Consider the following 20,835-nt stretch of genomic DNA (forward strand, 5'->3'; position numbering starts at 1 on the left):
TATAATAATTTTTGACTATTGTTATCGTATATGTGCTTTATTTTTAGAAGTATAATTGGGTGCTAAAGAAGTGGAATTTGTATTATAATATTGAGTTTGTTGTTGAGTTCTATTTCTATACTTTTTTATTGGGAAAATTTCAATGGTATTGAATTTATCATGGTTATATTTAATATTCATTATATTTAGTTTTTCATCTGATCTTGCTTTCTCAATTTCTTTTTGTCTTTTTTCTACTAGCTTTAAATCTAATTCTATTCCATTATATATAAATTTTCCTGTACTAATATCTTTAGCTGCTTCTTTTAATTCTTTGCCTATTATAGTATGAATTGTTCCTAATTCATTTGCTCCTTTTCCTATTTTACTAACATATTCTGCTTTTACACCCCAGTAACTATCAGTCTTGCTACTTTCAATTATTGCTATTTCTAAATTATATAATGCAAGTGCTGTAATTGCATATTCTTTGCCTCTTTTGCCTCCATTTTTAATAAAATCTCTTTGAATGTTAGCCATTATATTATGCTTTTCTCCTTCATGCCAACCTTTAGGACTTAATTTATCTAGACCACTTATTCTTGTAAATTTTGAGGCTTCATCTTCTTTCAAGCTTTTTATATATTTTACTATTTCTTGAACAGATTGAAATATTGATAGATTTTGTTTTTGCTGATAAACATTAGCTATTTTTAATATTTCATTTTCATAACCTTGATTGATTAATAGTTCAATTTTTTTTGCTTGAAATTCAGTTTCACGACACATTATCGAATCATATGGATCAGTATTTACAAATAGACCAGCAATCGAATCATTTTGATTTCTACATGCTATTCCAATTAAAAAACGAGATAATGTATTTGATTTTAATTTATAAATTTTTTGTTTCATTTCATTAATTTATAATTTTTATTTACTCTTATCTTGTTCCCTAGACATATGGTTTTTATTCGGTATAAACCTAATGGAATCAGAAGGAGTATGCTTTATAACATTTCTTTTTTTCTCGCTCAAAGGTTTTTTTATTACCTGCATTTAAAATAGCTAGTATTGCATGTTTTACTACCTTGCCAAAATTTCTCAATATATGAGTTTTATCAGTATTTATATTTTTATCACACCACTCTTCTAAATCTCTTAATTTTTGTTTTAATAATGGAAGTTCTTTTTTACTGTCTGTATTTATAATATTATTTACTTTTTCTTTAAACTCTTTATAATTTTGATTTTGTTTTAGCATTTCTATTATATCAGCTTGTAATAATTCTTTAAGGTTATTTATTATACTAGGGATTCTTTTTTCTTCGGCTAATTCTTTCGATAAAATATCTTCTATAGACTTGTAATTTTCAAGTTGAGGAAAATTGTCTTTTTCAGAACGTAGGCTTTGCATAGTTGATAAAGCTGTTAGTACTTTATCTTCTAATTCTTGTTTATTTAACTTTTTAGAATTTTCATTAATAATTACCTTATCTTTTTCTTCAAGTTCAACAAATAAATTTTTTATATCTTCTTTATGAATTATAAAATCTTTTAAGTCATCAATAGTACTTAAATTATCATTTTGTAAACGATTATTAACTAAATTAAATAATTTTCTGTATTATTACTATCTATATCATCAAAAAATTTTTTTACTTCATTATATGTTACTTCATTTTTATTTAAGGAAATTAATTCTTCGCCTTTATAAGTAAAACCATATTTAGGATGGTTCTCAACATTTGTTTTTGCTAATAATTCTTTAATTTCTGATATAGTAGGATTCCAAGGTATTAATTTCTTATTTTTTACTATAGTCATAGGTAAATCCATATTATATTTTTCAGAAACATAATATTTTGCTTCCAAAGCATATAATTTATGCTCAAGATCATCATTTTGTAAAGCTATACCGATAAGTCCTTTAGGATATAAATTAGCTATTATTTCGTTATAATCTTTTTGAGGATTATCTTTTAAAAAATTTTTATATGTTTTTAGAAATTTTTCTTTTGAGTGGGTTTGAACAAATTTTTTATTATCAAGCCTCATATTAAAAAAATCTTCTGTTCTACGTGCATTATCGGTCCAAAAATCATGCGGCATAAAATGCCTAATGGTAGAATCATTTGCATTATATAACAAACCTATACCTGTAAAAAATAGAGATATATTTACATCGGGTACGAGAAGGGTGGCACTTCTTCCTCTATTACCTTCACGTTCAATATTTTTATAATATCCGTCTTGACGATATTGATATAAGTATTTAGTCTCGTCTTCAATACGTCCGGTTCTTGCTATTATATTTGACTCTTCAAACAATTCTTGTAGCTGTTTATTGCTTATTTTTTTGCTAATGCCCTTAAAATCTTCTTCTACCTTATCTAATGCAGTCTTACCAATCTTATTCTTAATATTTATATCAGCTCCTAACTTTATTAGTTCTTTGATCATTTCCCCATTTTGTGCTCTTGCTAAAATATGTAAAACTGTTTCACCATCTGCATTTCTAGCATTGATATCAAAACCAAGCTTTTGAAAATTTTTTATTATTTCAAATTGACCATTTTGAGCTGCTGTATGTATTGGGGTATTGCGTTGTTTATCAACAAATTGAGTTAATATCTTTTTACCATTATCATGATTTTTCTTTACTAAATATTCTAGTACTTCTTTATTCCCTCCAGTAGCAATATAATATAAATAATTTTGTCCATTTTTATCATTTATATTATTTAAAAATTCTTTTTTAAATAAATATTTTGTTGCAGTAAGGTTACCGCTTTCTAAAGCTTGACAGAATAGCTCATATCTATTTTTTTTAAATTTAGCATTATTTTTTATTAGCAATTTAAATATTTTAGAATCGTTAATACGAATAGCATATTCAAGAGGAGTAAAACCATAGTAATCGACAGCATTAGGATTAGCTCCACTTTTTATCAATTTTAGTACTATATTATGGATATTTTTAATATTGACTTGACGTTTATTAGCTTGAAGAATTGCATTATGTAAAGGAGTGCGTCCTAGTTTATTTTGAGCTTCTGTATTTGAACCGGCTTTTAATAAAATTTTTGCCATTTTTGATGTTTTTAGCATATGTAATGCAGTTTCACCAGTTATATCTTGAGCTTCAACATTAATATTGTGGTTAATTAATATTTGTGCTTTTTTAATGTTATTTCGTTCAGCAGCCTGATGTAATAATGTTCTATTAAATTTTCCTATAGTAGTATTAATATCATTTTCGGGTTTCAATAAGATTGAAAATAATTTATTATGTAAACGTGATAAAGCACGTAAATCCATAGAATTAATATTTATATTTGTTTTTAGCAGCAACTCAAATGTTTGATCGCTTGCTGAATTATACATAGCTAATTCAAATAAGTTTCTCCCATTTTGAGTTTTAACATTTATATTTGCTCCAGCATCAATTAGCAATTTTGCTAACTCTGGTTTATCATTTATAATAGCATATTGTAAAGGAGTTTTACCAAGCTTTCCACGTTTGCCGAAACTATCTATTTTTATAGTATTCGAACTAATTAATTCTTTAATTTTATCAAGATCATAATCCTCTATAGCTTTTAAAAACTTTGCTTGGTTAATAGTATTAAATTTTATATTTGGTAGCGTAGAAACAGAAGGGGTTTTAGACGTTTGTAATAATACATAATCAGGCATAGGAGGTGGAACTGGTATAGAAGAATTTTTAGTATCTGAATTTAGATGTGATTTATGAGTTTCTTCCCAAGCTTTTATCTGTTTTGGGGTGGGTTTTGGAGCAACGGCAGGCTTTCCAGATTTTAATTTGGATTTAATATTCTTAATTTCATCTAGTAGTTTTGTATCTTTATGCATAATAAACCTCAATAAAATATATTTTTTTGTTGAATATGTTTACTATTTAGATACTATTAGTTAATTTTAATGATGAGATATACCATGTACCCACTTATTAGACTTAGAAGAAATAGAAAAGCTGCTTGGCTTCGTGATTTAGTTGCTGAAACTACTCTTAGAGTAGAAGATTTGGTATTACCTTTATTTGTTGTAGAAGGGCATAATCAGCGGCAAGAAATTAAAACTTTGCCAGATATATATCGCTTGTCTATAGATCAGGTGATAGAAACGGCAAGAAAAGCAGCTGATCTTGGTATCAAAGCTATAGCACTATTTCCGTGTATTGATCAAAGTTTAAAAAACGAGAATGGTGACGAAGCTTATAATCTAGATAATTTAATGTGCCGTACTATAAGAAGTATTAAAAATGCTGGTATTGATATTGGAATAATATGTGATGTTGCACTTGATCCTTATACTACGCACGGGCATGATGGCGTAATACATAACGGCGAAGTGGATAATGATAGATCGGTAAAAGCGTTATGTAACCAAGCTTTAACTCTTGCAAAAGCTGGTGTTGATATTGTTGCTCCTTCTGATATGATGGACGGTAGGATTATGGCTATAAGAGAATATCTTGATGAAGAAAGTTTTGTTAATGTAGGGATACTTGCTTATGCTGCAAAATATGCTTCAAGTTTTTACGGTTTATATCGTGATGCAGTCGGTAGTACTAAGAAAATTTATTTAGATAAGGCAAGTTATCAATTGGACATACGAAATATTAAAGAAGCAATGCTTGAGATTGAACATGATATAGCAGAGGGAGCTGATATGGTCATGGTTAAGCCCGGTATGATGTTTTTAGATGTTATTCGTGAAGCAGCTAATAACTTTAATACTAAAATCTTTGCTTATCAAATTACTGCAGAATATGCCATGTTAAAATTTGCAGCAAATGCCGGAGCTATAGATTTCGAAAAAGGTTTATTAGAATCATTAATTAGTTTTAAAAGAGCAGGGGCAAGCGGCATATTTACTTATGCAGCTCTTGAAGCAGCTGAACTATACCTTTGATACTTCAAGATTCGGTAAATACTCAGATAGAACTTCAAAAATTGGTGACAATGTTCTATAAGTACGCAGGTAGCCACGTATTAAGTAACTGCTGCCGCTCCTCGTCTTATGAACCGATTACTCTTTTTGAAGTTGATCTTCGTATAAGCCAAATTGTGGGATTCGTCTTTGCTCACGTAGTTTATCTACGTTCCGCAGACTCACCGCTTACTTGACTTACCAACTTTTGAAGTATCTGCGGTATATTTAAGAAATAAATTATTTTTAGAGAGGTAAAAATGGCTACAAGCAAGAAACCAGTATTAAAAAATGTAATTGAGTCTTTAGAGCCTGAATTAAGTTTAGATAAAAAATCAGCTTTTAAAGATTGGAAATTTTTAAAGCCTAAAAGTGGTGGTGCTAATGAAGCAGGGGAGTACGGTGGAGTATATCAAAGTGCGGATAGTAACATTACTGCAATGATAAAACAAGAAGCTTCATCATCAAAAAATATAGCTGAATTTTTAGGGTCTAAATTTTTTGCAGCAATAAGCCCTGGTAATGGTGCTGAAGTTAGTTTAATTGCTCCAGATGGTTTTAGCAAATCTAAAAATAGTGATTCGCAAATATATGTTAAATCTGAATTCTTTAAGAATTACAGTAGTGATATGTATGTGGATATGGATAAACATATGTCTGCTGAAACTAAACCAAGTTCTTGGTTTAGAAAAGATGGGGGCAAACCACTTTTTATGGGAGCCCGGAATAAATTATTTAGAACTTTAGAAAATGCTTTTAAAGAAGTTAAATATCAAAATTTTGAAAATATCATGCCGACAAGTTTGTTGATTGGTGATTTTGATATACATGTCGGAAATATAGGGGTTATTAGAGATGAGAAAAATCCAAAAATTTTACCTAAATTAGTAAGAATTGATTTTGCTGGTAGTTTTGATAAATTAACAAATCAAATTTATTCTCATTCAAGAATGAGGCATTTACCTGGCTTTGGTCCTACTAATCACTTTAGAGAATTTCCGTCTAAATTAAGAAGAAGTCCTGAACTTGGTGATAGTTTAATTGCGGCTTCCAAAATCAATTTAACTAAAACTATTAATGAAAGTTTTGATGAATTAACTAAATATTATAGCGACGAAGCAATAGCAGGTTTTGCTAAGCAGGCTATGCCAGGACGATTTAATAAATCTGAAAAAATAACCCCGCAGCAGGTTAAAGATAGCTTATTAGATGTGATGCTAAAAAGACAGGAGTCTTTGAAAGAATATGGTCTTGAAATAAAGTTAACTAATGTAATTTCCAAAAAATACGATTACCCTTATTTTGAAATAAAAGAGCAAGAATTAAAATCGTTAATGAAAGAACATCCTAATTACTTTGAAAAAATTCTTAAAAGTGAAGAAGGAAAAATAGGAGGAAAGAAACTTAAATTACGAGACAAAGTTAGTTCTACTTTAAACAGAATTCTAGAAACTCTAGGGATTAGACCTAGTGCAAAAAAACACTTAATAAAAACTATAAAAAGCTTAAATGAAGAAATTAATAACGAAAAAGATTTAATAGATTTTTCAAAAGAAGTTGAGATAAAAAAGGTTAAAGCACCAACTAAAGAAAAAGCTAAAGCTAAAGAAAAACCAAATTTATTAGATTTAAATGAAGAAGATCTAAAAGCAATTAAGCATTTAAAAGAAGAGATTTTAAAACCAACAAAGCTAAAAGCGATAGAGACAACTAAGCAAGATTCAAAATCAAAAACTGCTCATCAGAAAGATGCTTCTAAAGCTAAAAAAATTATGCAAAAGTAAAAGCAAAGCCATAGTTAGGTTAAATTAAAACATGTCTAGCCGTATTTTTATAACTTTTTTTATTTTATTGAAAGAAAAGGCTAGACGTTAACAAAAAGATTTGTTATAAGGAATTATCTGAATTTTCCAGATGCTTCTAATGTTCCTCGGTAGCTCAGTGGTAGAGCAAACGGCTGTTAACCGTTCGGTCGCTGGTTCGAGTCCGGCCCGGGGAGCCAGTACCTACAGTCTACTATTTCTTGCAGTTTATCAAATGAAAAAGCCAGAGAGTAATCAAGGTTTTCGTCCTTCAAACTAGGTTCACAAATACAAAGTGTATAGTACGCATAACTAAAAATAAATCAATTATTAGAGAGATTAATATGTTTAATAAACTAAATCGCTGTACTCTTGCTTTAATGTTACTAACTAGTAGCATGTCATTTTCTGCTTTACCTACAAAGGTAGTTGATCTTAGCCATTTATATGAAGAGGATGATATTCTTAAAGTGTTAGAGAATCGTGTGGGCAACAATCCAAGTATACACATCGTACCGCCAATTTCGGAGCTTGAAGATGATCCTACAAAAGATTTTATGGCTCAGTCTTGTATTGACAATATTGAAAAGATTGCCAATCAAGGTATTCCAGTGCAAGATATAAAAGTTTTAATACCTAATTTTTATGGCAATAGTAAAGATGAGAAAGGTAATGTTGTTGGACATTGGACTGCGGCAATAATACGTAAAGATAAATCAGGGGCTGCTACATTATATTACAACGATCCTGCAGGTAATCGATATAATCCTGATCCTAAAACATTACTTGAAAAAATAATAGGACTAATGAAAGTTGAATTGGGTGATATACCAATACGTGATTTACAAGTACATCAACAAAGTGATGGCACTTCTTGTGGAGCGTTTACTGCTGAAGATCTTGTAGTTTTAGCAGAAATGAACGGTGATGAATTGACATTAGAATCAGCAAGAGCATTACTTTCTAATATAACAGATGCTCAAATGCTTCGTAACAAACATGCAGGTATCGTTACTAAAGGAAATAGAGAAGATGTTATTCAAGAAGATAGAGAATACTACACTCAAGAAAATAGAGAGTATTTTGAAGATGAAGATAAAGATAAAGAGGAAGTTTTTAATTCGTCTAAAGATAAAAAATTTGTCGAGCAATTAAGAAAAGCATTACCAGGTAGTGATGCAGAAAAATTTGGAAATAGTCTTGATGAATTAATTGAGGAGCAGCAAGTAAAAGAAGCTTTTTCTAAGTTAACTGATCGTCCAAAAGAGCGAAATAGCGAAATTATACGTGCAGCTTTAAGACATGCATTAACAGATACCCATAATTCTGCAATGAGTGCGATACATAGCAGGTTAAGTAATGGACCTTTAGTAGTAGCAGCAGGTGATGATGATGTTGTTGGTGATACATGGCAACATGGCGTATGGGCTAGGGCATCAATTAGTCACAGTAAAGATAAAACAAGTAATAAGACAGCAGAATATTTTAGTGGTTATAAAACAAAAGGGCATAGTAATACTATAGGTGTTGATACCTTAATAAACGATAATCTACTTCTTGGTTTAGCGTATACTAACGCTTATACAAGCATAAAGCCGCAAAATCAAAATGCAGGTAATGTAGACAAAGCCAGAACTAATATGTTCTCATTATATGGTTCATATAATATACCAAATTATAATTGGTTTGTAGATGGTACTATATCTTATGCAGAAAGTGTTATAAGAGGTAAAAATGTGCGTGTCTTTAGGATATAATTATCATACAAGTAATGACATCTATATTACACCAAGTTTAGGTATGACAGGTTACGGAATCCAGAAAAATAGATACCGCTAGATAGCTCTTCTATATGCTGGCTATTAAATATGCGGGCTAGCGATGTTGCTTATACGCCTCTAATGTTTGCTAAAGTGATAATCACTCCTAAAAAGTTGTATCTATAGATTTTCATAGTTGACGAAGCAATCTCAGGAAAATATGAGGAGATTGCCACGCAGTCTACGACTGTGAGCTATGACAAAATATTAAACGAATATACTCTCGGTCTAAAACTTACCGAATATAGAGCAAAGCAGGAGGGCTATGTTTCAGATAGTTTTCCGGCTATTTGTGGCTTTAGGGAAAATAGTGCAATCATTCATTATAGAGCTGATGCTAAAACCGCTAAGAAGATTGAAGAGCAGGGGATATTGCTTATCGATTCAGGCGGTCAATATAAGGGTGCTACTACTGATATAACAAGAACAATTACAATAGGTACTGCTACTGATGAGCAGAAAAAGCGTTATACGCAGGTGCTTAAAGGGCATATTGCTCTAGCTAAAGCCAAATTTCCTAAAAATATCATTACGGGAGCAAATCTTGATATCTTATATAAAACATTATTATTATTTTTATAGCTATTATTGTAATTGACGTTTCTACTATTTATTGGTATAAAGTCTATAATCAAACATCGGTGTCATCCCGTGGCTTGTCCACGGGATCCAGTAAAAATACTAGTACTAGTATTTTTTATTATTTTTCTGGATTCTTGCCTATGCGGGAATGACATCAACACAGCAAATTCATACATTGGGACGTCGCCAAGTGGTAAGGCAACGGTTTTTGGTATCGTCATCCGGAGGTTCGAATCCTCCCGTCCCAGCCAACTAATTTCTAAATTACTTATTTACATAATTCTATAACTAACCTTGATCTTAGGGACAATGAGCTAATAGATAGGGATATATTGATTATGTTTCTGAAAAAATTGAAAAATATTTAGAAAGAAATAAATCAAAAGAATTAATAAGATTGTTCTATAATCTATATTATGGAAAATAACCATAATAAATTTTTGAACCAACGCCTATTATTTTTGCAAGGTTTGAAAGATGGAAAAAGGATAAGATTGAAAACTCTTATCCTTATGTTTTTAATTTATCTTTTCCAGCTAAACATTTTACTAGATTATTAACAGCTTGTTGCTCATCTGTACTTTGAATTTTCATGAAATTTCTTGAAACTTCAATACACATACGTTGATGTTGAGTATGCACAGGTTGTGGCTTATTTGCCTCTTCTAATCCTTCAAAGAAATAATCAATGTTTCTATCTAATGCTTCGGCAATTAATACGAGTCTTCCTACGGAAATTCTATTAATCGCTCTTTCGTATTTTTGTAATTGCTGATGGGTAACGTCAATTACTTCTGCAAGTTGTTGACGAGATAATCCTTTTGCTAGCCTTAAGGAATAGATTTTCTTTCCTATAAAACTATCGATTTTTTGTATTATATCATTTTTTCTAGCCATTCTCTTCTCCTTGGTTATTTTATATATTTATAATTATTTCAATAACTACTATACTATAGTTATTAATAATTATATAATATTAAACTTATACAATTATTAGTGGAAATAATAACACATTTCAATATCATATACAACTAAAAAATAACATTTTTTAAGTTTTTTGTAATTATTTAGTAAATAATAATTAATTATAAACTTTAATATTATTGAAATAAAAAATATTCTTATTTAATGTTTCTAATCTTTTTTTATACAAGTAACATTTTAACTAATTTTGGAAATTGATTTTAATGAAAAAAATATTTAATTGTCTTTATGTTGCATTATTTAAAACAATAGAGCATGATGGAGTCGAACATTCCGGATATATGTCATTCATGGTACTTTTATCTATTTTTCCATTCTTAGTATTTTTACTAGCTCTAACAAGCTTTTTAGGGGCTTCAGAACTTGGGCAAAATTTTATACAAATTTTTTTAGAAAGTATGCCAGAGCGAGCAACGGAATCGATCGAAAAAAGAATAAAAGAATTATTAAGTGTACCGCCGCAGAGTTTAATGAATCTTGCTGTTGTAGGTAGTGTTTGGACCGCTTCTTCCTTTGTAGAATGCTTAAGAACCATTCTAAATCGTGTATATGAGATTAAGTCCCCTCCCCCTTATATAAGAAGACGATTACTTAGTATTTTACAATTCCTTGTAATTAGTATTTTAATTACTTTCACTATGTTTCTTTTAGTATTTATTCCAATAGTTTTCACAAAAATTCCAGTATTATTAGAAACTATAGAACAATATAAAAATATTTTAAATTTTATAAGATATGTTTTAATCTTAGTTTTACTATTTCTAGGAGCCTCCTCTTTATATTATATACTACCTAATGTAAAACTAAACTTTATAGATGTATTTCCAGGAGCTTTATTAACAGTAATATTATGGGTAATAAGCGGTTACTTACTTTCAACTTATATAGTTTATTATAACCAGCTAAATTTAATGTATGGATCTCTTGGTAGTATAATAGTTACACTAATATTTTTCTATATTATTAATATGATATTTATTTATGGTGCAGAATTTAATTATCTAATGAAGAATTATAACATAGTTAAGAAAAGAATTGATGAAAAGTAATCATATAATTAGAGTAACTTAAGCCTTTATTTCTGCTTTTAGTTTCCCTATTTCCTCTATAGATAATTCAGTAATTTCATGAATTTCTTCTACGGATCTTTTTTTAATTAACATTCTTTTTGCTATTTCTATATTTCTTTCTTCTCTTCCTCTTTCCTCGGCTCTTTTAACGGTACTAGCTTCAATTCTAAGCCAATTCAAGCGATTCTCGTATCTTCTCTTTCTTCATCGCTTAAATTTATTACTTCAAGCACATTTAATGCTTTCTTTAGCTCTTTACTATTTAGTTCTTTTGGAAGTTTATCTTTATTTAACAGGTCATTACGTGTTAGAAATGCAACCCATATATCTAATGCATTCTTTACTTTCTTTACTATGTCGGATAATTCCGCTTTAACTTTATCTGCAAACTTATTAAGTTCTATCGTATGCAGCTCCATATCTTTAAAATATTTAATACCACTCTCGTCTTCTTTTAACTGAAATATATTATGATATTTATCAATATTTATAATACCGTTAAAATTAAGTATATGAATTCCTATAGTCTTGTTTAATTCTGAATATCTAGAACCTTCTTTTAATTGCCCTGCATATAATTTTGCCCAATAGTACAAAGCTCGCTTATCATAATCAGCTTCATCCGTTATCTGTATTTCGATATTAAACATTTTGCCGCTTTCACCTTTGGCTTTAATATCTAAAACAGAAAGTTTATCATTTAAAAAATTCTTTGGATTATATGGATTAAGAAGCGTTACGTCTTTTACTTGATCTTTTTCACTAACTATAGAATTAATAAGCGATATCAATAAATCCTTATTCTATTCTACTCCAAAAATTTTTTTAAATGCTAAATCTACTCTTGGATTAACTTTATACATATTAATTATCGCTATTTTGGCTAAATTTTATAATATTACTTTAGCATATTTTGCGTTAAATATCAATGTTTGTATGGTAGGTAACCCCCCTACTCTACTCTGCGTTAGTATTAAGTAATTGGGCAAGATGGACATAGATATCTAATGTTTCAAGCTCATTTTTACTAAATTTATAAGGAGATTTTACATAAATAAGATTTTGGGTATCTTGCTTTTTGGCTTGGTCAGATAGCATATATACGTATAATCTATGTTCTTTTTTACTATTTGCATCTTCATCGCATAATATTTCATGCAGTGCTTCTATGTCTTTTTTAGCTTCTGATAGAAATTCGGTAGCAAGCTTCTCTAGTTTATCTTTAAATAAAAATCTTAGCTCTTCATCTTTTGCTAACTCTTTTCGTGAAATAACTCTTATATCATCTAATTTAAAATATATTTTAATTTCAACCTAAATTATTTGAATTACTGAATATATGATAATTAAAGAAAAAATTGATATAAAAGTGTAAGGTATAACTAACTGATGTTTAGTGACTCTTTGCAGGGTTTTACTACGCTCTAAATCCCTTACAATATTTGTTATAAACGGCTTATTGTATTTCTGCTCCAAATCTATTATTATTTTATCAAGGCTCTTTAAATAAGATACAGTATGTTTTAAATTTGATGCCCATGTAATAGCAAGTATTAAACCTATTAATGCTAAAATAATGAGTGAAAGTTTTGTAATATAATTAGTATTGCACTCGGCAACGTTCGTAGTGATTTTTTCAATAAATGGCATAGATGCAACAAGAGCCGCAAATAAAGAAATATAGTAATTATTTATCTCGTCACGTCTATCTTCTACATGCTGTTTATTAGCAATCGCTATTTCGTATAATTTCGTATCAGTTATAAAATCTGACATAATTTACAGCCCTATTTAAATATTACATATGTGCTATAATATGCGATTCTTCTTGACCGGTAAGTGGCACTTCTTAAGGTAAATGATCAATATAATCTAATAATTTATTTGTTCCTTCTTCTACTAATTTGAAATTATTATGATATTCTTTATTTGAAGATTGCTCAAACTTTTTAACCAATCTATTTATATCAACTACCTTTTTGACAGCCTCAGCTGGGTTATAACCTTTATCCTTTTCTAATTTCAGAAGATAATTATTCCATTCGTTACAATTTTCTGGGAGTTGTGTAACAAGCTTATAAAAATCTTCCATTTGCTTATTACAAATTTCATTAAATGATAAATTAATATTTGCTTTATATTTATCCACTCTTCGTACATCCCCGCCGGTAGCTACTACATTATCATTAACCTCTATCACCTTGTTTGATAGAATAAGTAATGCTTTACAGGGAACATTTTTTGCTTTTTTTTCTAATTGAGCAATTTCTTTGCTTATTTCATTTGTAGGTATTAGCTCATAATTAAGTTTCGTTCTTTCATCTTTAAGCTCACTAATCTTTGTATTATATTCTTTTAGCTCATCCGGTTGAATTTGTTCTATATCTTGAGCTAATTCTTCCGACAAAAAAAGTTTTTTAAATGCAGCAAGCCATGGACCGAAAGCTGTAGGCTCTAATAACTTAAATTTCTCTTGTAATTTCATATGAACCTGATATTTCCTTTTATACCCCGATACATCCGTATGTTATATATAAATCATTACTATTACCTATATCCCTAACTTCTTTTATTAAGTTGCATAAATATCCTAATAATGCATTTGTTCCCACCCTTATCGGCTCAAAATATTTATTATATTCTTTATTTGCAGGTTTCCCAAATTTTTTAATTAGTTCGGGTTTTTTAAGGACAGCTTGAAAAAATTGAATTTTTGATTGTAACTTCATATAGATCTACGTATTAATTTACTTTTGCACTTAAATATCTTATTAAACTAATTAAAAATTTAATAATATTGCCCTAATAAATATGCTTCTATTTCTTGAATGCTTTCTTTTATTTGGCTGTAATGTCCTGAGTATGTAAGTTCTTCAATTAGCTGATTTTTATCACTAATATTTTTAAAAAGCTGAATATTTTTTTCTTCCTTTGCAAAATAATCTTTAAATTCTCTATGATCCTTAGGAAGCTTTATTAGAAAGTCTAAAAATTCTTTACTTAACCTCATACCTAACTCCCTATTTATTTGAGGTTTTGTTGTATATAATAAAAGTTGTCATTGCGAGAAGAAACTGAAAGTTCCGACGAAGCAATCTCAGGAAGTTTCACAAGATTGCAGCAAAGCTTTGCTCCTCGCAATGACGGGAAAATAACCCACGCAATAATACCGCCACGGGGTGACATTGAACAATACCATTTACTTATGATGCATTTATTATATAATTAAGCTGAAAATAATCAAACTATATTTTCTACTAATAGTTAATAATCATATAAAATTTTAGCTTAACGCAATAATTGAAAAAGTTTACTTAAGATATTAAAATAATTTGACTATTTCAGAAAAAATTCATAACATTTATTAATAAACTCAATCTTAACAATAATATAATATATGAAAACAGCCTTTATCTTTCCAGGTCAAGGGTCGCAAGCCATTGGCATGGGCAAGGATTTTTACGATAATTTTAAATCCGCAAAAGAAACGTTCCAAACAATCGATGAAGCACTAAAACGAAAACTTACTGATATAATTTTTAATTCTACTTCGGAAGAATTAACATTAACTACTAATGCACAGCCAGCATTAATGGCTGTATCTATGGCGATAATAAATACCATAAAAGCCGAGACTAATAAAAATATAGTTCAGCTTTGTGATTATGTTGCCGGTCATTCCTTAGGTGAATACTCTGCTCTATGTGCTGCTGAAAGTATTAGCATTGAGACGGCAGCGAAATTACTGCATATACGCAGCAGCTCCATGCAAGAAGCCTGCCCTGCTAATTTTGGTGCTATGGCTGCTTGTATCGGTATATCCATAGATGAGCTTGAGACAATAGCAAAAGAAAGTTTATGTGAAATAGCAAATGATAATATCGAAGGACAAATTGTAATTAGTGGTAAAGCAGATGCTATCGATTATGCTATTAACCTTATTAAAGAAGCAGGCTATAAAGCAATAAAGCTAAAAGTTAGTGCTCCGTTTCACTGTAGTTTAATGAAGCCGGCAGAGGAGAAAATGCGAATAGCTCTTGATAATAGAGTAATTAATAAACCTCTAATACCAGTAATTCAAAATTATACCGCAAAACCTACGTTAGACCCCTTAGAAATCAAGCAAAATCTGGTTTTACAAATATGCGGACGAGTTAGATGGCGTGAAACTTTAGAGCTATTTAACACACTAGATATCACCCATATAGTAGAAATAGGAGCAGGAAATGTGCTAACAAATATGCTTAGAAAAATCAACTATCCATTTAAATTAAGTAATATAAGTAATGTAGAAGAGATGAAACTATTTCTACAAGCTTATGAAACTGCAAATTAGGTTTTTTGCTAATTTATATAATTTTTTAATAGAAGATTATCCTCTGCAACCGAATAAAGAAAATATAATAAAATTATCAAAATCTTTATTTAAGAATTCAGCAGAGGTTAATTTCCTATTAAAAAATATTCACATATTAGATTTGCCAGATCTAAAATTAAGTAGAGTACAAGCCATAAAAGAGATATTAAAATTATATCTTTTAAAGTCTGATATATTAAACATTAGTATACCGAAATTTGAATATCAAATAAAACAGGATGATTTTCATGGAAAAGATCTAATACTCATAGAAAAAGTTTTGCAGCCACCAATTAAAGAATGTGAAACTCATTATTTTTTATTTAAAGATTATAGCCTTCCAGAGTCAAACACTCTTATAGATAAAGGGCGTAATTTACTACTTTTTAATTTTAAACTAAATGAATTTGTTAAATTACTATATTTTATAAATCAATTTCTTTGTATTGGCTATAGCAAGATAAATGATTGTACATTGTATATTGCTAGTACATTTTATGATGAAGAGGATCTAAAAATTTTATTGGATACAGAAATTGATATAGAATTAAATTAATAGATAGTTTAGCTAAAAATGATAATATACCCATTAATTGGTGTTATCCTGATGGAATTACTTTTGAATCTAGTAAATACTGTAAATTATTAGGAGAAGACTTTTATGCTTAAAAAAATATACAAATGAAAAAATAACTCTGGAAATTCTTTTAATTAGCTGATATAAAATAGTTCTGCATAAATGGAGAGATGGCCGAGTGGCCGAAGGCGGCGGTTTGCTAAACCGTTATACGGGTCATACCGTATCGAGGGTTCGAATCCCTCTCTCTCCGCCATTCGGTACAAGTTGTCGTTTTTTCAAAAATATCGAACGGAAAACGTAGAGAGGTCTCAAGTTTTTTGCCCCTCAGTTTGAGGTTCTGAAATACGAAATTTATCATTTTACGTTTTTGAGGCATTTCAGAACCTTTAAAAGTTTCATAGGCTTCAGATGCTAGAGTTATTAGCGTTGTAGCGGTATCAGTAAATTTATCGTCTGCTTCATCATAAGTTTTCAGTAAACGATCAATTTCATATTGGCGATCTTTTAATTGTTGTTTTTTTCTTTGAAATTCTTCTGTGCTAAGTTCTCCATTGAGTCGCAAATCTATTAATGAATTTAATCTATTTTCATTTTCGGTATGTTCTTTCTTTAATGAAGCTGTTGCTTGGTCATGTTCAGCTTTTTTTAGCTCATTAGTGTTTCTTAGATATGCAAGGGTCTCTTTTAGCATTTCCGGGTCTCTTATACCTATTCTTTTAAAAACCTCTTCTATTTGCTTTAAAACCTCATCTTCCCTTATATATATTTTCTTGTCTAAGTTCTGTGGATCCCAAGTAGCTAAATATGTCCATTCATCCACTTTACCGTTTGGATATGTTTTACTATGAATTTCAGATGTTACCATTTTGCCAGTTACAGCACAGGTGATTAATCCTCTAAAGAGAAAATCTTTCCCACCATATTTGAATGGCTTCTTCTTCCAGCCTAAACGTACATCTTTACATGCCATAAAAATCTCTCTTGTTATAATAGGTTGATAACCATGTGACCACATCTCTCCTTTTACTCTCATTTCACCGTAATAAAATGGTTGTTGTATTAAACGATGTATAACAGTTTTATTTAGGTGACAATTCTTTTTACTTCTTAAGCCTAATTCTTTAGCCATGTTTACCATAGACCTAAGAGTATAGACCCCGCTCGCATATTCTTCAAATAGTTTTTTGATAATAAAAGCTCTAGACTGATCAAGAATTATTATACTATTGCCACTTGCGTCTCTGCTATTTAGATAACCAAGGGGTGCTGGACCTATCCATTGTCCTTTACGTAATTTATGATCTAGACTCCTTTTAACGTTATCACTTAAACTATCAACGTAAGATTGTGCCATTAATACGTTCATCCCCCACATTAGCCTTGCATGGGATTGAGAATCTTTGTTTATTACATAACCTTCTGTTCTAAAGTGTAATTCTATTTTACCAGCTTTTATTGGTTCTTCTAGTAATGAAATTTCTGAGATTCTTCTTTGTACTCGATCTACTTTATCAGCAACTATAGCAATTGTTTCTCTATGGCTTTTCTACTAATCTATATTTTTGAGCTTCAATTGAATACCCTTCTTCTTGCTCCCTTGTTGAAACACGAACTAAAATTATTGATTTTGTTGCTTTGTCTGTCATATTTTTCCCTTTGATAAAAGTATTATGCATTCAGAGATAGATTAAATACTGGATGAGTCAAGTTGAGTTTGCATTAAATTATCCAAGTAACCTCAGTATTAGAGCCAAGTTTAACATTTCTTTAGCATTAATAATTTTTGGTTATTGTAAAAATAATTGTTTTAACTCGTAGCAGTAGTAACTTTATCAAGTGGTTTATCATAGATACCCCTATTTATTATTTTAAGGCTATTACACGGCTTTTTAGTATCATTATGATAGGGAACCTAGTTTTTGAATTATTACGCTCTAAGTCTAAATATGGGTCTTTTTGATTTATTATGAGTTTGCTTTAAAATAGATAAGTTAAAAACTTAACCAAATGCCACTGTTTACATCGATCACCTTATTGATATTCTGTATCAGATATGATACAATTGAGTCATAACAAATAAGTTGTAGTGATCTTATGGCAGCTAAACGATTATTAGTGTCTTTAGACGAGAAAATATTTGATGAAATTGCAGGTCTTGCTAAAATCAACAATGAATCCCTATCTAAAGTAGCAAAAGACCTTATTATAACTAGTCTAGAACTCCAAGAGGACAAAATATTAGCTAAATTAGCAGATGAAAGGATAGGTAATACTAGGGAATGGATTAGTCATACGGACACTTGGAAATAATGTATAATCTTCTCTATTCAGATCAAGTTATACACAAGGATATCCCTAAGCTTTCTACACCAGTCAAATCTTTAATCAAGATAACCATTGAAAAAAAGTTATTATCTGATCCAATAAAATTTGGTAAACCTTTAAAACATAGCCTCAAAGGTTGCCGCTCCCTCAGAATTGGTGATTATAGAGTGATTTATCAAATAGTAGATACAGCAATTAATATACTAGTAATTCAACACCACAAAAATTGTTATAATAGTTCATAACAACACTACTACACGTTCCAATACCTCAAACTTATAGGTCATTGCGTTTATGGACTTACTTTGTCTATATTAAGGAGCTTAAATTACCTCTTTATTAATCCTTTCCAAGCAAATTTTTTCCGTCACTGTTTTTAATTTTTTAACTCTATCGATAAGGTAAAGTAGCTGTTCTTTAGTTATCTTATAATCTTTGTTATAGCGAGCTTCAATATAAGCCTGTTCAAGTAATCTAAAACATTGCCTTTGTTCAATGCTGGAATGAGGAAATATTTGCCATAATTCTTCGTTGTAATTTCCGGCTATACTACCTAATTTTCTGATGTCGTGTAACTTTGGCTTATAGCCAGAAAAAACTAACAGGATAGCATTATAAAAACTTTCGGTAGCTTGGTGTAACTCAAAAGCACTTTTACTAAAATCTTCCCTTTTTAATGGATATTTACAATCAATAAAAAAACTTTTGCCTTTTCCAAACCAGTATTTATAATCTTCTTTAGCTATTTGTCTTCTTTCTTCCCATGGTAAGTTTTTAGCTTCCGCCAGCTGAAACTCACCACTATCATATAAAAGAATTCCTTCTTTTTTTATATCAGAAAAGAAATAATGCCCCTTCTCTAACTGACTATTTACCGTCTTGATTGATTCTAGCACCAAAGTTACCCATAACTCAAAAGGACTTCTTAATGATTTTCTTTCTAGCCTTTTTTCTATTTTATCTTCTATGGATAAGCCAGCAAGACCGGCATATTTACCTTTCTTCATCACCAACATAATATCAAGGTCACTTTGATAACTGTAGGTAATGTGACCTTTTTTATACTCATCTTGTACCCAATCGCCCCTTGCATACGAGCCAAATAAAATAATCATCACAATCTTGTGCTTTGATACATTCAGAATCTCTCTGACAATATTATCAAGTCTTTCTTGAATTATCAGGGAGCGTTCAGGTAAAACAGTTTTCATATATTTGTAATGCAGCTATCTATAATGCAGATTATACAATAGGCACAGATATTGCAAAAAGAATTTTGCAAATTCACCTATATACAAGAAATCTTTTCTATAACATTTAGGCTTTTATTTGAGTACCGTGATATTGTTGCAAGCAAAATATAATCTTTTTTGGTGTAATAGATAGCTTTTTAACCACATCAATATATTTACTATTTAAAAAAAGATAAATATTTTTAAAATTATACCTCCAGTTTTTTGTTGTGACTTTCTAGAGTCTCAATTAACAGCTCTTCTACTTGATAACTAATATTTGCATTCTCAAAATCTGTGAAATCTATTATTATTTTGCTTGTAATTTTATTATTAGACTCTAGAAGTCCTATCAGTGCTATTGCTCCATTGTCAGTAATATTATTATAGCTGAGGTTTATTTGGCTGATGGTTCTGTTAGTTTCCAAAGCTTTAACAAGCTGGACAATCCCAACATCACTAATAATATTATTATTGAGACATATTGTCTTTATAGTGTTATTATTCTTTAGAAGTCTTGCTAGTATGATTGCTCCTTTATCACTAATATTATTGCTACAGATATCCACTTGCTTTATAATTTCATTATTTGTTAGAAGGTCTGCCAGTATATCCGCTCCCTCATCACCAATATCATTGCCTCTAAGACTTATTTGCTTTATGGTTTTATTATTTTCTAGAAATTCATCTAGTATAATTAGTCCTTGAACCCCAATATTGTTATATTCAATATCTATATTAATCAAACTATGATTATTCTCTAACAGTTTGATAAGCAGACTTAGTTCCTCAAGGTCAATATCGTTGTTGCAAAGACGTATTGCGGTTATAAGCTTATTATGTTCTAAAACTTTACCAAGTATTTCCATTCCTTCTAAACCTATATGAACTTCGATAAGTTCTATATAAGTTATATTATTGCTCTGCAAAACTTCTCCAAGTATTTGTGCAGCAATATTAGTGATATTATTTATTTTTTCATTTGTTGAATCATTTTGTTGTTGATTTTTGACATTGCTCGTCATACAATCGACCCCTGTTTTTTGTGTTTGAAAAATAGACACTGAGGTTAGATTTAAAAATTTGATGATTGTTGCTTCTAACCTCGGTGCTTAACACCACCCCACGTAGTGTTATCTTCACACATA

At 29.9% G+C, this 20,835-nt stretch carries 23 protein-coding genes, 3 tRNA genes and 2 pseudogenes; 14 read left to right on the forward strand and 14 right to left on the reverse strand.

Annotation, left to right across the window (positions count from 1 at the left end):
• Positions 1-21: 21 nt before the first annotated feature.
• The 3 genes from AAHF54_RS03680 to AAHF54_RS03690 form a co-directional block, all read right to left on the reverse strand.
• Complete coding sequence (locus tag AAHF54_RS03680) at positions 22-894, reverse strand: hypothetical protein (RefSeq protein ID WP_342170227.1); 873 nt, start codon at positions 892-894, stop codon at positions 22-24.
• A 79-nt stretch (positions 895-973) separates the two neighbouring features.
• On the reverse strand, positions 974-1,396 hold the full coding sequence (locus tag AAHF54_RS03685; protein WP_342170228.1) for a hypothetical protein: 423 nt from the start codon (positions 1,394-1,396) through the stop codon (positions 974-976).
• A gap of 188 nt (positions 1,397-1,584) precedes the next feature.
• On the reverse strand, positions 1,585-3,855 hold the full coding sequence (locus AAHF54_RS03690; protein ID WP_342170230.1) for an ankyrin repeat domain-containing protein: 2,271 nt from the start codon (positions 3,853-3,855) through the stop codon (positions 1,585-1,587).
• A gap of 84 nt (positions 3,856-3,939) precedes the next feature.
• Between AAHF54_RS03690 and hemB the strand changes: the two genes are divergently transcribed.
• The 6 genes and pseudogenes from hemB (at position 3,940) to AAHF54_RS03720 (ending at position 9,390) form a co-directional block, all read left to right on the forward strand.
• On the forward strand, positions 3,940-4,917 hold the full coding sequence (gene hemB, locus AAHF54_RS03695) for a porphobilinogen synthase (RefSeq protein WP_341787979.1): 978 nt from the start codon (positions 3,940-3,942) through the stop codon (positions 4,915-4,917).
• A 278-nt stretch (positions 4,918-5,195) separates the two neighbouring features.
• Complete coding sequence (locus AAHF54_RS03700) at positions 5,196-6,719, forward strand: hypothetical protein (protein WP_342169780.1); 1,524 nt, start codon at positions 5,196-5,198, stop codon at positions 6,717-6,719.
• 143 nt (positions 6,720-6,862) lie between these two features.
• Positions 6,863-6,937 (forward strand) — tRNA-Asn (locus tag AAHF54_RS03705).
• A 144-nt stretch (positions 6,938-7,081) separates the two neighbouring features.
• Complete coding sequence (locus AAHF54_RS03710) at positions 7,082-8,494, forward strand: autotransporter outer membrane beta-barrel domain-containing protein (protein ID WP_342169782.1); 1,413 nt, start codon at positions 7,082-7,084, stop codon at positions 8,492-8,494.
• A gap of 78 nt (positions 8,495-8,572) precedes the next feature.
• Positions 8,573-9,127 (forward strand): annotated as a pseudogene (locus tag AAHF54_RS03715) (M24 family metallopeptidase); the annotation flags it as partial.
• Between the two features lie 188 nt (positions 9,128-9,315).
• Positions 9,316-9,390: transfer RNA gene (locus AAHF54_RS03720), tRNA-Gln, on the forward strand.
• A 259-nt stretch (positions 9,391-9,649) separates the two neighbouring features.
• Here AAHF54_RS03720 and AAHF54_RS03725 read toward each other — a convergent pair.
• Entirely contained in the window at positions 9,650-10,036 is a 387-nt protein-coding gene (locus AAHF54_RS03725; RefSeq protein ID WP_342169783.1) for a helix-turn-helix transcriptional regulator, read from the reverse strand.
• Between the two features lie 290 nt (positions 10,037-10,326).
• Between AAHF54_RS03725 and AAHF54_RS03730 the strand changes: the two genes are divergently transcribed.
• On the forward strand, positions 10,327-11,172 hold the full coding sequence (locus AAHF54_RS03730) for a YihY/virulence factor BrkB family protein (RefSeq protein ID WP_068042189.1): 846 nt from the start codon (positions 10,327-10,329) through the stop codon (positions 11,170-11,172).
• 18 nt (positions 11,173-11,190) lie between these two features.
• Here the strand turns inward: AAHF54_RS03730 and AAHF54_RS03735 are convergent, their stop codons facing one another.
• The 3 genes from AAHF54_RS03735 to AAHF54_RS03745 all read right to left on the reverse strand — a co-directional run bounded on the left by AAHF54_RS03735 (position 11,191) and on the right by AAHF54_RS03745 (position 12,291).
• Positions 11,191-11,373 carry a hypothetical protein gene (locus AAHF54_RS03735; protein ID WP_341787984.1) on the reverse strand — a complete coding sequence of 61 codons (183 nt, stop codon included), beginning with the start codon at positions 11,371-11,373 and terminating at the stop codon, positions 11,191-11,193.
• A complete protein-coding gene (locus AAHF54_RS03740) occupies positions 11,370-11,984 on the reverse strand; it encodes an Rpn family recombination-promoting nuclease/putative transposase (RefSeq protein ID WP_341787985.1) in 615 nt (204 codons plus the stop codon). The genes AAHF54_RS03735 and AAHF54_RS03740 overlap by 4 nt, the downstream gene beginning before the upstream one ends.
• 166 nt (positions 11,985-12,150) lie before the next feature.
• Positions 12,151-12,291 carry a hypothetical protein gene (locus AAHF54_RS03745; RefSeq protein WP_341787986.1) on the reverse strand — a complete coding sequence of 47 codons (141 nt, stop codon included), beginning with the start codon at positions 12,289-12,291 and terminating at the stop codon, positions 12,151-12,153.
• 70 nt (positions 12,292-12,361) lie between these two features.
• Between AAHF54_RS03745 and AAHF54_RS03750 the strand changes: the two genes are divergently transcribed.
• Positions 12,362-12,511 (forward strand): hypothetical protein, encoded by a 150-nt coding sequence (locus tag AAHF54_RS03750; RefSeq protein WP_342169787.1) that lies wholly within the window; start codon positions 12,362-12,364, stop codon positions 12,509-12,511.
• Here the strand turns inward: AAHF54_RS03750 and AAHF54_RS03755 are convergent.
• The 4 genes from AAHF54_RS03755 to AAHF54_RS03770 all read right to left on the reverse strand — a co-directional run bounded on the left by AAHF54_RS03755 (position 12,508) and on the right by AAHF54_RS03770 (position 14,203).
• Positions 12,508-12,969 carry a hypothetical protein gene (locus AAHF54_RS03755; RefSeq protein ID WP_342169789.1) on the reverse strand — a complete coding sequence of 154 codons (462 nt, stop codon included), beginning with the start codon at positions 12,967-12,969 and terminating at the stop codon, positions 12,508-12,510. The genes AAHF54_RS03750 and AAHF54_RS03755 overlap by 4 nt on opposite strands.
• Positions 12,970-13,042: 73 nt before the next feature.
• Positions 13,043-13,678: a hypothetical protein gene (locus tag AAHF54_RS03760; protein WP_341787988.1), complete on the reverse strand. Its 636-nt coding sequence runs from the start codon at positions 13,676-13,678 to the stop codon at positions 13,043-13,045.
• A 19-nt stretch (positions 13,679-13,697) separates the two neighbouring features.
• The gene (locus AAHF54_RS03765) at positions 13,698-13,922 is read right to left on the reverse strand and encodes a hypothetical protein (protein WP_341794278.1); all 225 of its coding nucleotides are present in this window, start codon (positions 13,920-13,922) and stop codon (positions 13,698-13,700) included.
• Positions 13,923-13,981: 59 nt separating this feature from the next.
• Positions 13,982-14,203, reverse strand: a complete 222-nt coding sequence (locus tag AAHF54_RS03770) for a hypothetical protein (protein ID WP_341787989.1) — start codon at positions 14,201-14,203, stop codon at positions 13,982-13,984.
• A gap of 51 nt (positions 14,204-14,254) precedes the next feature.
• Here AAHF54_RS03770 and AAHF54_RS03775 point away from each other — a divergent pair, with 51 nt between their 5' ends.
• From AAHF54_RS03775 to AAHF54_RS03790, 4 genes are all read left to right on the forward strand, one after another.
• Positions 14,255-14,422, forward strand: a complete 168-nt coding sequence (locus tag AAHF54_RS03775; protein ID WP_342169791.1) for a hypothetical protein — start codon at positions 14,255-14,257, stop codon at positions 14,420-14,422.
• Positions 14,423-14,590: 168 nt separating this feature from the next.
• Complete coding sequence (gene fabD, locus AAHF54_RS03780) at positions 14,591-15,529, forward strand: ACP S-malonyltransferase (protein WP_342169793.1); 939 nt, start codon at positions 14,591-14,593, stop codon at positions 15,527-15,529.
• Complete coding sequence (locus AAHF54_RS03785; protein ID WP_342169795.1) at positions 15,513-16,106, forward strand: hypothetical protein; 594 nt, start codon at positions 15,513-15,515, stop codon at positions 16,104-16,106. The genes fabD and AAHF54_RS03785 overlap by 17 nt, the downstream gene beginning before the upstream one ends.
• A 185-nt stretch (positions 16,107-16,291) precedes the next feature.
• Positions 16,292-16,383: transfer RNA gene (locus AAHF54_RS03790), tRNA-Ser, on the forward strand.
• Between the two features lie 762 nt (positions 16,384-17,145).
• Here AAHF54_RS03790 and AAHF54_RS07465 read toward each other — a convergent pair.
• Positions 17,146-17,505: pseudogene (locus AAHF54_RS07465) on the reverse strand (recombinase family protein); the annotation flags it as partial.
• Positions 17,506-18,224: 719 nt separating this feature from the next.
• On the opposite strand from AAHF54_RS07465, the gene AAHF54_RS03795 reads away from it, so the two are divergent.
• Complete coding sequence (locus tag AAHF54_RS03795; RefSeq protein ID WP_341761650.1) at positions 18,225-18,440, forward strand: hypothetical protein; 216 nt, start codon at positions 18,225-18,227, stop codon at positions 18,438-18,440.
• On the forward strand, positions 18,440-18,700 hold the full coding sequence (locus tag AAHF54_RS03800) for a type II toxin-antitoxin system RelE/ParE family toxin (protein WP_341787994.1): 261 nt from the start codon (positions 18,440-18,442) through the stop codon (positions 18,698-18,700). The genes AAHF54_RS03795 and AAHF54_RS03800 overlap by 1 nt, the downstream gene beginning before the upstream one ends.
• Positions 18,701-18,778: 78 nt before the next feature.
• Here AAHF54_RS03800 and AAHF54_RS03805 read toward each other — a convergent pair whose 3' ends face one another.
• Together AAHF54_RS03805 and AAHF54_RS03810 are read right to left on the reverse strand one after the other, a co-directional pair.
• Complete coding sequence (locus AAHF54_RS03805) at positions 18,779-19,666, reverse strand: HEPN domain-containing protein (RefSeq protein WP_342169800.1); 888 nt, start codon at positions 19,664-19,666, stop codon at positions 18,779-18,781.
• A gap of 230 nt (positions 19,667-19,896) precedes the next feature.
• Entirely contained in the window at positions 19,897-20,712 is an 816-nt protein-coding gene (locus AAHF54_RS03810; protein WP_341787996.1) for a hypothetical protein, read from the reverse strand.
• Positions 20,713-20,835: the final 123 nt, after the last annotated feature.

Source organism: Rickettsia endosymbiont of Seladonia tumulorum, assembly GCF_964030815.1.
In the GTDB taxonomy this organism is placed as follows: Bacteria; Pseudomonadota; Alphaproteobacteria; order Rickettsiales; family Rickettsiaceae; genus Rickettsia.